The organism is Promicromonospora sukumoe 327MFSha3.1 (assembly GCF_000385135.1).
Classification (GTDB): Bacteria; Actinomycetota; Actinomycetes; order Actinomycetales; family Cellulomonadaceae; genus Promicromonospora; species Promicromonospora sukumoe_B.
In genome coordinates, this window is sequence record NZ_ARQM01000010.1 from 1462026 (window position 1) to 1476084 (window position 14059).

Genomic DNA, 14059 nt, shown 5'->3' on the forward strand with positions numbered 1-14059 from the left:
CACGGTGACGCGCTGTCCGGCCGGCGTCAGTGCCCGCCCGACACCACCACGAACAGCCCCGTGGCGACCGCCCCGACCACGACCACGAGGCACAGGACCGCCCCGGCCAGCCGCAGCGGCGTGGGCCGCGGCGTCGCCGTCGCGGCCCCTGGCTCGGGCGCGGCGCCCGGATCGGCAGCGGGCGCGGCGTCCGCCGTCGTCCCCGCCAGCAGGCGCAGCCCCAGCGCGAACAGCGCGGGGATCCCGGCGCCGACCAGCACGCCCGCCACGAGCACCTGGCCCAGCGCGCCCCACTCGATGAAGTCGCTCATCGCACGTCTCCCTTCGGTGCGGCGTCCGTTCCCGGGCCGCTGATCGTCCCCACGGACTCGATGGCCGGGCCCACGGAGGACGCGGTCGCGACGGCGGGCACGGGGGCGATGCGCTCGCCGCCTGCCTCGCCCGTCGTGGCGGCGACGGCCTCGATGTCGGCGCCCTTGGCCTCGTCCCACTCCTCGTTGACGTTGGTGTGGTCGACCGGCTTGCGGCGCGACACGACCCAGATGGCCGCCGACGAGATCACGAGCACGCCGAACACGGCGAGGAAGCCGGCGGTCCCGCCGATCGCGGACTCGATCCAGTGGCACAGCGCGCCGACCAGGCCCGCGGCCGGGAGGGTGAGCGCCCAGGCCACGAACATGCGCCCGGCCACGCTCCAGCGCACCTTCGCGCCGGGCATGCCCACGCCCGAGCCGAGCACGGAGCCGGTGGCCACGTGCGTCGTCGACAGGGAGAACCCGAAGTGGCTGGACAGCAGGATGACGGCGGCCGACGACGTCTCGGCGGCCATGCCCTGCCGGGTGTCGATCTCGACGAGCCCCTTGCCGAGCGTGCGGATGACGCGCCAGCCGCCCAGGTAGGTGCCGAGCGCCATGGCGATGGCGCAGCTCAGGATCACCCAGAGCGGCACACCGGCGTCGGCGGGCACGGCGCCGCCCGCGATGAGCGCGAGCAGGATGATGCCCATCGACTTCTGCGCGTCGTTGGTGCCGTGCGCCAGCGAGACGAGCGAGGCGGAGCCGATCTGGCCCCAGCGGAACCCGCGGTTGGTCAGGTCCTGCGGCACGCCGCGGGTCAGCTTGGCGACGCACCAGGTGCCGAGGCCGGCCACGGCGATCGCGATGAGCGGGGCCAGCAGGGCGGGCACCAGCACCTTGGACACCACGCCGGTCCACAGCACGCCTGAGGTGCCGACGGCGGCCAGCACGGCGCCGACCATGCCGCCCACCAGTGCGTGCGAGGAGCTGGAGGGGATGCCGAGCAGCCAGGTGAGCAGGTTCCAGATGATGCCGCCCACCAGGCCGGCGAGCACCACCGGCAGCGTGATCACCTGGGCGTCGACGATGCCCTTGGCGATCGTCGCGGCCACGGCGAGCGAGAGGAACGCGCCGACGAGGTTGAGGACGGCGGACAGCGCGACGGCCGTCTTGGGCTTGAGGGCTCGGGTCGCGATGGAGGTGGCCATCGCGTTGCCCGTGTCGTGAAATCCGTTCGTGAAGTCGAAGGCGAGCGCGGTCACGACGACGAGCGCGAGCAGGAGCATTTCTGTCACGGCCTCGATCATGCGAGGGGAAACTGGGCGGATCCGCGTTTTTCCCGGCTGGCCGGTGACTGTTCGTCGAGCGTTCATCTGTTGTTAACCTGGCGACCACCCCGGTGCGCTGGGGCGGTCGCCAGGTGTCGGCGGTGCCGGACGGCGGCGTCAGGCCGGGCTGTACTCCGCGGCGACGTCGAGCACCCAGGTGACCCCGAAGCGGTCGGTCAGCATGCCGAACGCGGGCGCCCACTGCGCCGGCGCGTACGGCTCGACGACGGTGGCGCCCTCGGCCAGCCGCTCCCACAGGGCGCCGACCTCCTCGACGCTGTCGCCGCGCACGGACAGGAAGAACGGCTCCGACGTGATGGTGGCGCCGTTCTCGCGGCGGGTGGTCGGGGCTGCGGGCGTCGCCGGGGTGGTCGTCCCGGGCACGTCGTAGGCCATGACCCGGAAGCCGTCGTCGGCGACGACCTGGCCGAACACCACCTTGGCGGCGTCGGGCTGGTCGGCCGGCAGGCCCAGGTCGCCGTAGGTGGTGACGAGCAGCTGCCCGCCGAACACGGACTGGTAGAACTCCAGGGCGGCGCGGGCCTGGCCGTGGAAGTTCAGGTGGGCGACGGTGGCGATCGACATGGTGCGGTCCTTACGCGGTGGGCTCACCGCCGGAGGTCTCCGACGGCAAGCACCAATCTCGCAGCGGTACCGGACAGGGAACGTCCGGTACTCGTGGCACCGTGGGAGTCATGCCCACGGCCCCCTCCACCGCCACCTCCACGCGGCTGCTCTCGCTGCTCTCCCTGCTGCAGGTCCGGCGCGACTGGCCGGCCGAGCAGCTCGCGTACCGGCTCGGCGTCAGCGACCGCACCGTGCGCCGCGACGTCGACCGCCTGCGCGAGCTCGGCTACCCCGTCCGCACGGCCCGCGGGCCCGACGGCGGCTACCGGCTCGGCGCCGGCACCGACCTGCCGCCCCTGCTGTTCGACGACGAGCAGGCGGTCGCCCTGGCCGTCGCGCTGCGCACCGCCGTCGCGACCGGGGCAGGCGTCGAGGAGGCCGCCGCCCGCGCCCTGACCACGGTGCGCCAGGTGCTGCCCGCGCGGCTGCGGCAGCGGGTCGACGCCCTGGAGGTGACGGCCGCGGGGCCGCCCGGGGCCGGGGACGGCGTCGACACCGGGGTGCTGCTCGCGCTCAGCGCCGCCGTCCGCTCCCGCGAGGAGGTGCGGTTCGACTACGCCGTGCCCGGGAGCCCCGCCGACCCCGCGGAGACGGCGACACCGCCCCGGCGGGTGCAGCCGCACCACCTCGTGGTCCGCTCCGGCCGCTGGTACCTCGTCGGCTGGGCGCCGGAGCCGGGTCAGTGGCGCACCTACCGCGTGGACCGGATGACACCGCGCGTCCCGAACGGGCCGCGGTTCAGCCCGCGGCCCGTGCCGGGCGGCGACGTCGGCGCGTTCCTCGAGGCCCGGTTCAAGGGCTCCGCGAGCGGCGACGCCTGGCCGTGCGCCGGCGAGGTGATCCTCGGCCTGCCCGCCGCGCGGGTGGCGGCGTTCGCGGGCGACGGCCTGGCCGAGGCGCTGGGCCCGGACCGCACCCGGCTGCGCACCGGCTCGTGGTCGTGGGCGGGCCTGGCGGCCGGTCTGGCCCGGTTCGACGCGGAGATCGAGGTGGTGGGACCGCCCGCCCTGCGCGCAGCCTTCGCCGACCTGTCCCGGCGCGCCGCGCGGGCCGCCGAGCCGTTGCCTGCAGAGCCCTAGTCGAGCCAGGACCGGGCGCCGCTCGCGCTGCGCCGCGCCCAGCCCACCTGGCGCACGTCGATGAACGCGCGGATGCACCCGGCGCACCTGTCGATGTGCGCCTCGAAGCGGCGCTGGTGGCGGGCGTCGAGCCGCCGGTCGAGGTAGCCGGGGATGGCCGCGCGGGCGGACCGGCACTCCGGCTGCTCGGCCCGCGCGGGGCCGAAGTCTGCCCCGGCCCCGGGCTCGTCTGTACACAGTGCACTCTTGAACGTCACGCGAACCTGCCCCCTGCGCACGCTGCCCGGTGTCGACCGGCTGACAGCAGTCTCACCTTGGATGAGGAAGCATCGAAATTTTGCTGTGATATGACCCCCTTCTCCCGAGCGCGGGTGGTATCAGCGTTTCGTCGGCCGCCCTCTTCTCACGTACCGGTGGTTCCCTCAGCAGTACGCAGGTGATGTCCCATGACCACGACCATCGCCCCGCCACCCGGGCCGGTGCCCGGCGCGGTCACCGACGACGCCGCCCGGGTGGGCGCCGCGCTGGCCGCCCAGGTCCCCGCCAAGGCCACCGCCGACCTCCTGATCGGCACGTGGAACATCCGTGCCTTCGGCGACCTGACGCACAAGTGGCGCTCCACGCAGGACGACAGCCCCCGGCGCGACTGGCACGCGCTGACCTGCATCGCCGAGGTGGTCCGCCGGTTCGACGTGACGGCCGTCCAGGAGACCCGGCGCGACACGACCGCCCTGTTCGCGCTGCTGAGCCTGCTGGGCCCGCGGTACAAGGTCATCGCCTCGGACGTCACCGAGGGCGGCCCCGGCAACGGCGAGCGCCTCGCCTACGTCTACGACTCCGAGCGGGTCCAGGCCTCCGGCCTGGTCGGGGAGCTGGTGCTGCCCGCGGACGCGCGGAACGACGTCGAGCAGTTCGCCCGCACCCCGTACGCCGCCGGGTTCGTGCGCGGGGGCACCGAGTTCATCCTGACCACCGTGCACGTGCTGTGGGGTGAGAGGCCGGCCGACCGGATCGGCGAGCTGACGGCGTTCGCCACCTGGATGCGGGGCTGGGCCGACCGGCCCGGCGACTGGAACCACAACCTCCTGGTGCTCGGCGACTTCAACCTCGACCGGCTCGACGACCCGCTGTTCGCCGCGTTCGCCTCGACCGGCCTGTGGCCGCCCGCCGAGCTGAACGAGGTGCCGCGCACGATCTTCGACGACGACAAGGACCGGCACCAGTACGACCAGATCGCCTGGTTCAGCGACCCCGCCCGGCCCGGCGCGCCCTCCCTCCTCGACGGGCTCACGTACACGGGCCGGGGCGGCAGCTTCGACTTCGTCCCGCACGCGCTGCGCGACCTCACGCGGACCCAGGTGTCCTGGCGGCTGAGCGACCACTACCCGCTGTGGCTGGAGTTCAGTGCCCCACCGACGCCGTGACCAGCCAGGCCGTGAGCAGCACGATCACCACCATGAGCGCCGTCTCCCGGCCGGTGCTGCGCCGCAGGACGCCGCCCGCGGTGGCCGAGCGCCCCGCGTGCCGCACCACGCCGCGGCGTCGGGCGGTGAGCCGGGGGACCACCTGGAAGTGGTTGTGCGCGCCGACGGCCGCGACCAGCACCACGAGGGCGACCTTGGCCAGCAGGAACAGGCCCCACTCGCTCTCCCGGAGCTGCGCCGGGTGGTCGAGGATGCCGACGGTGAGCGCCACCCCGGCCACGCCGACCACGGCGGCGGCCACGGCCGCCACGACGGAGAACCGGGCGCCCAGCAGCGCGGCGTCGAGGTCGCGGCCGTGCCGGCGGCGGGCCCGCAGCAGCAGCGCGAGCGAGACGACGCCGCCCACCCAGACGGCGGCGGCCGCGAGGTGCGCGACGTCGGCGGTGATGACGAGCCAGCGCGGCTCGACGGTGTTGCTGTGCCCGGCGAGCACCTGCCCGGCGCCGGCCAGCCCGGTGCCGAGCGCGGCGGCCCAGGACCCCGGCAGCGAGCGCCAGGCGCCCGCGGTGATCGCGACGCCGCCCGCGGCCTGCAGACCCACGTCCCATCGCGTGGTGCCGGTGAGCGAGTCGGCGATCGCGGCCGGGGACACGGCGGCCGCGAGGTCGCCGTGCGCCACGAGCACCGACCCCGCGAGCACGCGCACCATGAGGCCCGCGAGCAGCACCGCGCCCGACCAGCGGACCAGGCGCAGCACGGTGGGCACGTCGGCCTCGTCCCGGCCGCGTAGCACCAGGGCCGCGAAGGCCAGCCCACCGCCCGCGACCAGGACGCCCCAGAGCGCGCCCGCGCCCCCGATCCGGGCGACCGCGCCTGCGGCGTCCGTCGCGGGGGAGTCCATGTCGGCCGCGTCGTGGCCCATGTCGTGGTCCATGCCGCTCATCCCGCTCGTGTCGTGGCCCGAGGGCGACGGCGAGGGGGTCGCGGAGGGGGTCGCGGACGGCGTCGCCGTGGGTGCGGCGGCCGCGACCGCGAACCCGAACGTGCCCTCCAGCGGGTGGCCGTCCTGGGCGGCGGCGGTCCAGGTCACGGTGTAGCGGCCCGCGGGCAGCGCCGCGGCCGGCGTCGCGACGAGGACCACGCCGTCCTGGGCCGCGGCGACGTCGGCCGGGACCGCGCCGTCGGGGCCCTCGATGACCATGCCGTCGCCGAGCGGGCTCACGGGCAGGGTGAACCGCAGCGTGACCTCGGTGACCGGGGCCCGCGCGGTGGAGCCGTCGGCGGGCGCCGTCGACTCCAGGCGGGTGTGCGCGGCGGCGGGCGGCGCCCACGGCGTCAGCAGCGGGGCCGTGAGCAGCAGGGCCGCGAGCAGGCCGGCGGCCGTGCGGGTCAGGGCCGTGCCGGGGCGCGCCCCGGCGAGCGTTCTGCGCATGTGCGCGCTCCTTCGGGAGGGGGTGGTGCGCCGGCTCGTGCCGGCGCACCACCGGTCGGTCACATCGAGGCGAGGAGCTGCTTCATCGTCTCGATCTCGGCCGCCTGCGTGTCGACGATGGTCTGCGCCATCTCGACCGCGCCCGCGTCCTCGCCCGACTCCACCTGGGCCTGCGCCATCTCCACGGCGCCCTCGTGGTGGGCCACCATCTGCTCCAGGAACAGGCGGTCGCCGTCGGGGCCGGTGGCGGCGCCCAGCGCCTGGAGGTCCTCCTCGGTCACCATGCCGTCCATCCCGGCGTGGCCGTCGTGCTCCGCGGTGCGCTCGGCGCCCCACGTGTCGAGCCAGCCGTCGAGCTCCTCGATCTCGGGGGCCTGCGCCGCCTTGATCTGCGTGGCCAGCTCGGCCACCTGCGGGTCGGCGTCCGGCCGCGCCAGAACGACGTCCGACATCTCGATCGCCTGCTCGTGGTGCGGGATCATCATCTGCGCGAACATGACGTCCGCGTCGTTGTGGCCGGCCTGCTCGGAACCTGAGCACGCGGCCAGGGCCAGGGCCCCGGCCAGGGCGATCGCGGACATGAGGGTGCGCTTCATGGTCTTTCCTCTGCTTCTGCTTCGGTCTCGGGTAGCACTCATCGGCGCGACCGCGCTGGGGCACGGTCACGCTCGTCGGGTCGGCGCGCGGTGCGCGCCGGCCCCGGGTCTACGTCCGGGAGATGCAGAGGTCGTGCAGGCTGGGCGCGGCGAGGTCGCGGACGACGGCGAGCGCCGGCGTCAGGGACATCGCGAGCTCCAGCGGGGCCCGCCACAGGAGGCGGCGCACGGGCGCCACGAGGCCCAGCAGCGCGACGAGGATCATCAGGCACATCGCCATGGCGGCGTCGTGCCCGCCGCAGCCCTCGCAGCAGGAGCCCTCGTCGTCGGCGTGGCCGTCGGGCGCCTGGGGCAGGACCTGGGTCTGGCCCTGGGCCAGGACCGGTCCCGCGGTGGCCTGCGCGGCGCCGGCCTGCGCGGTGCCGGCCTGCTCGACGGCGGCCACGGAGGTCTCGTGCGGCACGGCGTGCCCGTGCGACGTCGGCGACCCGCTCATCGAGTGCATCGTGACCACGCCGACGATGACCGTCAGGATCGCCAGCGCCCCGACGGGACCCCGGCGGGGACCGGCGAAGGCCGAACGAAGGAGCGAGATCACGCGCACGGCACGGAGGCTACCGGATCGCGGCCGGTCGACGAGGGGCTCAGGTGGTCCAGGCGGACGCCGTCGGTCACGGGGACCGAGACGACGCTCGCGGTCTCGGGCGTCCAGGCCCGGGGGACCAGCACGTACTGGCCGCCCGCGACGACCATGAGCACGAGGCCGTCGTACCGGTGGCGGAACCCCTCCTCGTCCGCCGGGCACCGGGTGGCCGTGACGCCCGGCTCGACGATCCGCAGGTCCGTGGTGGAGTGCAGCACCACCGACGAGTACGCCGGCAGGTCCTGGGCGAACTCCTGGGCCCGCGCGTGGCCGACGGCGGCGGAGTAGTCGGCCACCGCCCAGAACAGGGCGACCGCCACGAGCACGAACATCGCGCCCCACTCGACCAGCCGGGCGGCCTGCGACGGCGGCACCCACGCCGGGTCCTCGGCCCGCAGCAGCATCCGACGCCTGCGGATGGCGAGGCCGAGCAGCAGGACGCCGCCCGCCAGGCACAGCGGCGCCAGCCAGGTCGGCACCCAGCCCGCCAGGCCCAGCCCGGGCCAGAACACCTGGACCAGTCCGAACAGCAGGCCGGCCAGACCGACGCCGCCGGCCACCCGCAGGACCCGCAGCTCGACGTCGGGCCGGGGTGGGTGCGCGACGGACCCGCCCCGCACCCACAGGGCCACCAGCACCCCCGTGGCCACGACCGCGAGCGGCACCAGCAGGCCGTCCTGCGCCAGGAACAGGTAGTCGGTCGTGGTGAGCTGGAGCGAGGAGACCTCCACGCCGAAGTAGTCGTAGAAGAATGTGGTCTGCTTGCGGCCGAAGAAGTACAGCAGCGCGGTCACGAGGGTGGCGGGCGCGACGATCTCGGTCGCGATGCGGGCCACCCGGCCGACGTCGACGGAGGTGCTCTCCCCGGGCTGCTCCGCGGGCTGTTCCTCCGGCGCGGGCTGAACCTGGTCGGGCACGGCGGTCACCCGTCGCCGGTGGCGCCGGTGTCGTCCTCGGTCGGCTCGCCGTCCTCCTCGGGGCTGGGGTCCGGGGTCTCGTCGCAGACGCCGAAGAGGGTGAGCGTGGCACCGACCTCGATCAGCTCACCGGCCGCGGGGTCCGAGCCGGAGTAGTCGCAGTCGCCGACCTCCGGCTTGAAGTAGATGGTGACGCACAGCTCCCCGCCGGGGCACTCGGCCGCCATCTCGCGCGCCGTCTGCTCCGCGACCGCCGCCACGCTCGCGCCGCTGCCGCTCTGCTCCGTGGCGCGGCTCACCCGGATCGGGGAGGGCTGCCCGCCACCGCCGCCGCCTCCGCCGTTGTCCCCGCCTCCGCCACCGCCGGTCCCGCCGCCGCCGTCATCGGTGCTGTCCGTCTGCTCGGTGTCCCCGCCGGAGGTGTCCTCGCCACCACCCCAGGCGCAGGACGTCCCGGCGCAGAGCACGAGGGCCAGGAGCAGGGCCGCCGGCGCGTGCCGCCGGACGGGCCGGGAGTGGGTCGGGTGTCGCATCAGGCGCACCTCCTCGTCCGCCTACCCGGAGGGAGGCGCGCCGGCCACGACGTGATACGGCCCGCGCCGCGCACCACGGGTGATCCTGGCCCGGATCCTTGCCCGGGTCCGTGCCAGGGGCCGGCCGATGAGTTCCGCGCCCGGCCGGCGTCAGCCGTGGGTACCGATCCCGACGAGAGGAACCCACCATGGTCACCACCCTGCGCAGCTTCAGCGGCTTCTCCGTGGACGACGCCGACAAGGCCCTGACCTTCTACCGCGACACCCTCGGCCTGCCCGCCCGGCCCAACGACATGGGCGGCCTGGAGATCGAGCTGACCGAGGGCTCGACCGTGTTCGTCTACCCCAAGGGCGAGGCGCACGTCCCGGCGTCGTACACGGTGCTCAACCTCGTGGTGCCGGACATCGACGCGGCGGTGGCGGAGCTCGAGGCCGCCGGGCTGAGCCTGCTGCGGTACCCGGGGTTCGAGCAGGACGAGCACGGCGTGGCCCGCAGCACCGACCCCGCCGAGGGCCCCACGATCGGGTGGATCGCCGACCCGGCCGGCAACGTCATCGGCCTGATCCAGGACTGATCCCGGCCTGATCCAGGCCCGGAAATCACCCGGGAAAGTCAGTCGTGGGGCCGATCCTGGCCTGCGAGCGCCGCCGGGTCGGTGGATGCTGGCAGGACGGCTCGGGCAGCCGGGCCCCAGCACCAGCGAACGGAGCGAGACGTGCCGAAGATTGTGACTGACGAGGGCATCGAGATCTTCTACAAGGACTGGGGGACGGGGCAGCCCATCGTCTTCAGCCACGGCTGGCCCCTGTCGTCGGACGACTGGGACGCCCAGATGCTGTTCTTCCTGCAGCAGGGCTACCGCGTCATCGCCCACGACCGCAGGGGCCACGGCCGGTCGACCCAGGTGGGCGACGGCCACGACATGGACCACTACGCGGACGACCTGGCCGCGGTGACCGCCCACCTGGACCTCCGCGACGCCGTCCACGTGGGGCACTCCACCGGCGGCGGCGAGGTGGTGCACTACATCGCGCGGCACGGCGAGGACCGGGTGGCCAAGGCCGCGATCATCGCGGCCGTGCCGCCGCTGATGGTGCAGACCGACGCCAACCCCGGCGGCCTGCCCAAGAGCGTGTTCGACGACCTGCGCGCCCAGCTCGCCGCGAGCCGCAGCGAGTTCTACCACGCGCTGCCGGCGGGCCCGTTCTACGGGTTCAACCGGCCCGGCGTCGAGACCCGTGAGCCGCTGGTGCGCAACTGGTGGCGGCAGGGCATGCAGGGCGGCGCCAAGGCCCACTACGATGGCATCGCGGCGTTCTCGGAGACCGACTTCACCGACGACCTGCGCAAGATCACGGTCCCGGTGCTGGTCATGCACGGCGACGACGACCAGATCGTCCCGTACGCGAACGCCGGCCCGATGTCGGCCGAGCTGCTGCAGAACGGCACGCTGAAGACGTACGCGGGCTTCCCGCACGGCATGCCGACGACGCACGCGGACGTGATCAACGCCGACCTGCTGGAGTTCATCCGCTCCTGACGCCGGCGGGCACCACCGCCACGGGGCAGGCCGAGTGGTAGACCAGGGCCTGGCTCGTGGATCCCAGCAGCAGGCCGCGGAACCCGCCGCGGCCACGGGAGCCCACCACGACGAGCTGGGCGGTGGTGCTGTGGTCGAGCAGGGCGTGGACCGGGCCGTCCCGGACCACGACCTGCTCGACCCGCACCTCCGGGTACTCCGCCCGGTACACCGCGAGCCGGTCGCTCAGGGCCTCGGCCTCGGCCAGCCGGATCGTCTGCCAGTACGTGGTCAGCTCCCACGCGGCGGTCAGGGGCAGGTCGCTCCAGGCGTGCACGGCGACCAGCGGCACGTTCCGCAGGGCGGCCGCCCGGCACGCGAACCGGATCGGGTCGCCGTCGGTCGACGGCCCGTCCACGCCGACCACGACCGGCCCGTCCTGCCGGCTCAGGCCGTTCAGCGTCGCGCCCCGGACGACGACGACCGGGCAGTGCCCGTAGGCCGTGACGGCCACCGCCGTCGAGCCGACCAGCAGCCCGGTGAAGCCGCCCAGGCCGCGTGAGCCGAGCACCAGCAGGCCCGCCGACGCCGACCGCCCGATGAGCTGCCCGGCCACCGAGCCGCTCGACATCCGGGTGCCCGTGGTCAGGCCCGGCGCCGCGTCCTGCGCCACCACCGACGCCTCCGCCAGCCACTGGTTGCCGCGCGCGACCAGCCCGTCCTCGTAGTGCCCGAGCGTCGCGGCGTGCGGCACGGACACGGGCAGGGGCGTCCACACGTGCACGAGCACCAGCGGTACGCCGCGCCGGGCGGCCTCCAGCGCGGACCAGTGCACGGCCTGGGTCGACGAGGCGGACCCGTCCACGCCGACCACCACCGGGCCGGCGTTCGTATCCGCCATCGGGACCGACTCCTCGTCTCCTCAGGACGCCGGGCTGTCCCCGGGCGCCTCCGTCATCCGTCGCGGGGCACGGTGAGCTGCTCCGTGGTGCGTCGGGGAGTGCGCAGGGGCACCGAGCTGTACCCCAGCCGCATGAGCATCTGCGGCGCCGCGTCCAGGGCCAGGGCCTGGCGCAGGTCGTGCCGCGTCGTCGGGTTCTCCAGCACGGTGGTCGCGAACGACGCGTGCACGAAGTAGGTGGTGGCCACCAGCAGCGCGTGCTCCAGCGCCTGGCCCGCCGTGATCCAGTCCCGCGGCGAGTCGCCCGGGGTGGAGAGCAGCGCCATCGTCGTCCGCTGCTCGAACGGGACCGTCCCCGTGCTGGCGAGGAACCGCCGGACCGGTGCGCCGTCGTCGTCGGGTGCGTGGCCCAGCAGGTCGCGGGGGATGCCGTCCGTGCGGTCCGCGTCCGTGGCCGTCCACGCCAGCTCCTCGTCCCGGGCCACCGGGTCCTCGGCGGCGAGCGACTCCGCCCGCCGCACCAGCCCCAGGACCTCCGCGCGCACCGGCTCCGACGGCTGGATCGGCCGCAGGTCCCCGCGCTCGTCCCGGGCGGCCTGCTGGATGGCCAGCATCACGTCCGTGAACAGCGGCTGGTCGTCGAACGGCACCCGCGACGTCGTGCGCCGCGCGATCGCCACCGACAGCTCCAGCTCGTCCGTGTTCGGGACCGGGCCCGGCTCCAGGTCCACCTCCGCCACCAGCAGGTCGTCGTGCGGGTCCGGCAGCAGGCGGACGACGGCGGTCAGCGACTCGCGGCGCGCCGCGGTCCGCGCGTTGAACAGGAACGCCCCGCAGCTGATCAGCATCTCGCGGCCGTGCGGGTCGCAGTGCCGCAGCTGCCGGGCCGGGTCGGCCCGCAGGGACATCGTGCGGCCGGCGAAGCTCACCTTCCACGGCTGCGTGTTGTACACGCTCGGGGCGCTCGCACCGGCCCGCAGGATCCGCTCCACCCGTGCGTCGACGACGTCCATGTCCTTGCTCCCGTCACGTGCTCGCCACCGGGTCCGGACGCCGGCCCCGCGTACGAGTGCTGCACCGTCTCGCCCAGTCTTCGCGTGAGCCCCCGGGCCAGGCACGGGCCAAAGGTCCCGACGACCGGGGCCGGACGGCCCTGCCGGGCGGCGGCCCCCGGAACGGAGCGTGGAGACAGGAAGCAAGGAGTTGATGACGATGCGTGCCCTGGTGGTCTACGAGTCGATGTTCGGCAACACCCAGGCGGTCGCGCGGGCGGTCGCGGAAGGGATCGAGGCTTCGATGCACGCCGACGTCGTCGAGGTGGGGGCGGCGCCCCGCACGGTCCCGGCCGACGTCACCCTGCTGGTCGTAGGCGGGCCGACGCACGCCTTCAGCATGTCCTGGCCGTCGACTCGGCGCGACGCCGCGGGCCGGGCCACAGCCGTCATCTCCCGCGACGAGGGCATCCGCGAGTGGCTCGGCGGGCTGCCGGGCGTGTGCACGCCGACGGCGGCCACGGCGTTCGACACGCGCGCCACGTCCCGCCTGACGGGTTCCGCGGCACGGGCGGCCGGGCGGCGGCTGGACCGGCTGGGCTACGCCCTGGTCACGGCCCCCGCGAGCTTCCGCGTCGCCGACATCACGGGGCCGCTGGCCGACGGCGAGCTCGACCGCGCCCACGCCTGGGGCAAGACGGTGGGTGCCGAGGTCGTGGAGCACCGGCCCGCCAGGCGGCCCTCGTGATCCGCGCCTGGGCCCGGACCACGGAGGAGTCGAGTCCCGCGGACGCCGAGCAGCGGCCCGCCCCGGTCGTCGTCGCCGTCGACGGGAGCGACCGCAGCGCGGGCGCCGTCCGGTACGCGATCAACGAGGCCCGGCTGCGTGGCAGCGGCATGCGCATGGTGCACGTGGTGCCGGCGCCGCTGCCCGAGAGCGGGCTGTGGCCCGCCGAGGCCGGCGACGTCGACTACCTGGAGCGCGCGGGCCGCGGCACCGTGAACCGCGAGGCGGCCAGGGCCCGGGCCGCCGCCCCGGACCTCGAGATCGAGCCGGTGCTCGCCCTCGGCCCGCGCGTGGCGCAGCTGGTGACGGCGTCGTCCTCCGGGGACCTGATGGTGCTCGGCCGGGAGACGCGGCGCGGGGCCGAGCGCCTGGTCGCGCGGGCGACGACGGCCGAGGTCGTCGGGCGGGTGGACCTGCCCGTGACCGTGGTCCCCGCACGCTGGCAGGAGACCCGGATCGGCCGCATCGTGGTGGGCATCAAGACGTTCACCAGCGCCGGCGAGCTGCTCAGCCACGCGCTGTCGACGGCGGCCGCGCGGCACGCCGCGGTGCGGGTGGTGCACGCCGTGGAGGTCCCTGACCTCGCCGTGGACCTGGGCGTCGCGGACGCCTACTCCGACGACTCGGTCGCGGTCGCCGACCGGCTCCTGGAACAGGTCGTGGGCGAGTGGTCCGCCGTCTACCCGACCGTGTCCGTCGAGACGGCGGTGGTCCCGGGACGACCCGACGCGGTGCTGGTCGCCGCGGCCTCCGACGCCGACGTGCTCATGGTCGCGCGCCACCACCGCGGGATGCGGCACCCGGCCCGCCTGGGGCGCACGCCGCGCGCGATCCTGACCGCCTGCGACACCCCGGTCGAGGTGCTCCCGCTGCGCTGGACGGGCGACGGCGTCCCGCTGGTCCTGGAGAGCGCGGGCGAGATCCTGAAGAACTGACGCCCGCCGCGCCGGGCCGGGCCAGACCTGCGAAGGTGGGAGAGGCCCA

17 protein-coding genes are annotated in these 14059 nt (G+C 75.0%); 6 read left to right on the forward strand and 11 right to left on the reverse strand.

Annotated elements, in window-relative coordinates:
• Nucleotides 1-26 precede the first annotated feature (26 nt).
• The 3 genes from H291_RS0110220 to H291_RS0110230 all read right to left on the reverse strand — a co-directional run bounded on the left by H291_RS0110220 (nt 27) and on the right by H291_RS0110230 (nt 2209).
• Nucleotides 27-311 (reverse strand): hypothetical protein, encoded by a 285-nt coding sequence (locus H291_RS0110220; RefSeq protein WP_020014898.1) that lies wholly within the window; start codon nt 309-311, stop codon nt 27-29.
• Nucleotides 308-1582, reverse strand: coding sequence for an inorganic phosphate transporter (locus H291_RS0110225; RefSeq protein ID WP_020014899.1), 1275 nt, complete (start codon nt 1580-1582; stop codon nt 308-310). Before H291_RS0110225 ends, H291_RS0110220 begins: the two co-directional genes overlap by 4 nt.
• Before the next feature lie 159 nt (nt 1583-1741).
• A complete protein-coding gene (locus H291_RS0110230) occupies nt 1742-2209 on the reverse strand; it encodes a VOC family protein (RefSeq protein ID WP_020014900.1) in 468 nt (155 codons plus the stop codon).
• 110 nt (nt 2210-2319) lie between these two features.
• Between H291_RS0110230 and H291_RS0110235 the strand changes: the two genes are divergently transcribed.
• Complete coding sequence (locus tag H291_RS0110235; RefSeq protein WP_020014901.1) at nt 2320-3330, forward strand: helix-turn-helix transcriptional regulator; 1011 nt, start codon at nt 2320-2322, stop codon at nt 3328-3330.
• Here H291_RS0110235 and H291_RS0110240 read toward each other — a convergent pair.
• Nucleotides 3327-3587: a zf-HC2 domain-containing protein gene (locus H291_RS0110240; RefSeq protein ID WP_198012443.1), complete on the reverse strand. Its 261-nt coding sequence runs from the start codon at nt 3585-3587 to the stop codon at nt 3327-3329. The two genes, H291_RS0110235 and H291_RS0110240, sit on opposite strands and share 4 nt — an antisense overlap.
• 189 nt (nt 3588-3776) lie before the next feature.
• On the opposite strand from H291_RS0110240, the gene H291_RS0110245 reads away from it, so the two are divergent.
• Entirely contained in the window at nt 3777-4754 is a 978-nt protein-coding gene (locus tag H291_RS0110245) for an endonuclease/exonuclease/phosphatase family protein (RefSeq protein WP_020014903.1), read from the forward strand.
• Here H291_RS0110245 and H291_RS0110250 read toward each other — a convergent pair.
• The 5 genes from H291_RS0110250 to H291_RS33735 form a co-directional block, all read right to left on the reverse strand.
• The gene (locus H291_RS0110250) at nt 4732-6186 is read right to left on the reverse strand and encodes a copper resistance CopC family protein (RefSeq protein WP_020014904.1); all 1455 of its coding nucleotides are present in this window, start codon (nt 6184-6186) and stop codon (nt 4732-4734) included. The two genes, H291_RS0110245 and H291_RS0110250, sit on opposite strands and share 23 nt — an antisense overlap.
• Before the next feature lie 59 nt (nt 6187-6245).
• A complete protein-coding gene (locus H291_RS0110255) occupies nt 6246-6782 on the reverse strand; it encodes a DUF305 domain-containing protein (protein ID WP_020014905.1) in 537 nt (178 codons plus the stop codon).
• A 109-nt stretch (nt 6783-6891) separates the two neighbouring features.
• Entirely contained in the window at nt 6892-7380 is a 489-nt protein-coding gene (locus H291_RS0110260) for a DUF6153 family protein (RefSeq protein WP_157236801.1), read from the reverse strand.
• Nucleotides 7377-8342: a hypothetical protein gene (locus tag H291_RS0110265; protein ID WP_157236802.1), complete on the reverse strand. Its 966-nt coding sequence runs from the start codon at nt 8340-8342 to the stop codon at nt 7377-7379. The genes H291_RS0110260 and H291_RS0110265 overlap by 4 nt, the downstream gene beginning before the upstream one ends.
• A gap of 5 nt (nt 8343-8347) precedes the next feature.
• Nucleotides 8348-8875 (reverse strand): hypothetical protein, encoded by a 528-nt coding sequence (locus tag H291_RS33735; RefSeq protein ID WP_033325872.1) that lies wholly within the window; start codon nt 8873-8875, stop codon nt 8348-8350.
• A 188-nt stretch (nt 8876-9063) separates the two neighbouring features.
• Between H291_RS33735 and H291_RS0110275 the strand changes: the two genes are divergently transcribed.
• Together H291_RS0110275 and H291_RS0110280 are read left to right on the forward strand one after the other, a co-directional pair.
• A complete protein-coding gene (locus H291_RS0110275) occupies nt 9064-9450 on the forward strand; it encodes a VOC family protein (protein ID WP_020014908.1) in 387 nt (128 codons plus the stop codon).
• A gap of 141 nt (nt 9451-9591) precedes the next feature.
• Nucleotides 9592-10416, forward strand: a complete 825-nt coding sequence (locus tag H291_RS0110280; RefSeq protein ID WP_026365608.1) for an alpha/beta fold hydrolase — start codon at nt 9592-9594, stop codon at nt 10414-10416.
• Here H291_RS0110280 and H291_RS0110285 read toward each other — a convergent pair.
• Together H291_RS0110285 and H291_RS0110290 are read right to left on the reverse strand one after the other, a co-directional pair.
• Entirely contained in the window at nt 10403-11296 is an 894-nt protein-coding gene (locus H291_RS0110285; protein WP_020014910.1) for a universal stress protein, read from the reverse strand. The genes H291_RS0110280 and H291_RS0110285 overlap by 14 nt on opposite strands.
• Before the next feature lie 53 nt (nt 11297-11349).
• On the reverse strand, nt 11350-12309 hold the full coding sequence (locus H291_RS0110290; protein WP_020014911.1) for an Acg family FMN-binding oxidoreductase: 960 nt from the start codon (nt 12307-12309) through the stop codon (nt 11350-11352).
• Nucleotides 12310-12502: 193 nt separating this feature from the next.
• Between H291_RS0110290 and H291_RS0110295 the strand changes: the two genes are divergently transcribed.
• Both H291_RS0110295 and H291_RS0110300 read left to right on the forward strand, forming a co-directional pair.
• Complete coding sequence (locus tag H291_RS0110295) at nt 12503-13036, forward strand: flavodoxin family protein (protein WP_020014912.1); 534 nt, start codon at nt 12503-12505, stop codon at nt 13034-13036.
• A complete protein-coding gene (locus H291_RS0110300; protein ID WP_020014913.1) occupies nt 13033-14010 on the forward strand; it encodes a universal stress protein in 978 nt (325 codons plus the stop codon). The genes H291_RS0110295 and H291_RS0110300 overlap by 4 nt, the downstream gene beginning before the upstream one ends.
• The last annotated feature ends 49 nt before the right edge of the window (nt 14011-14059 follow it).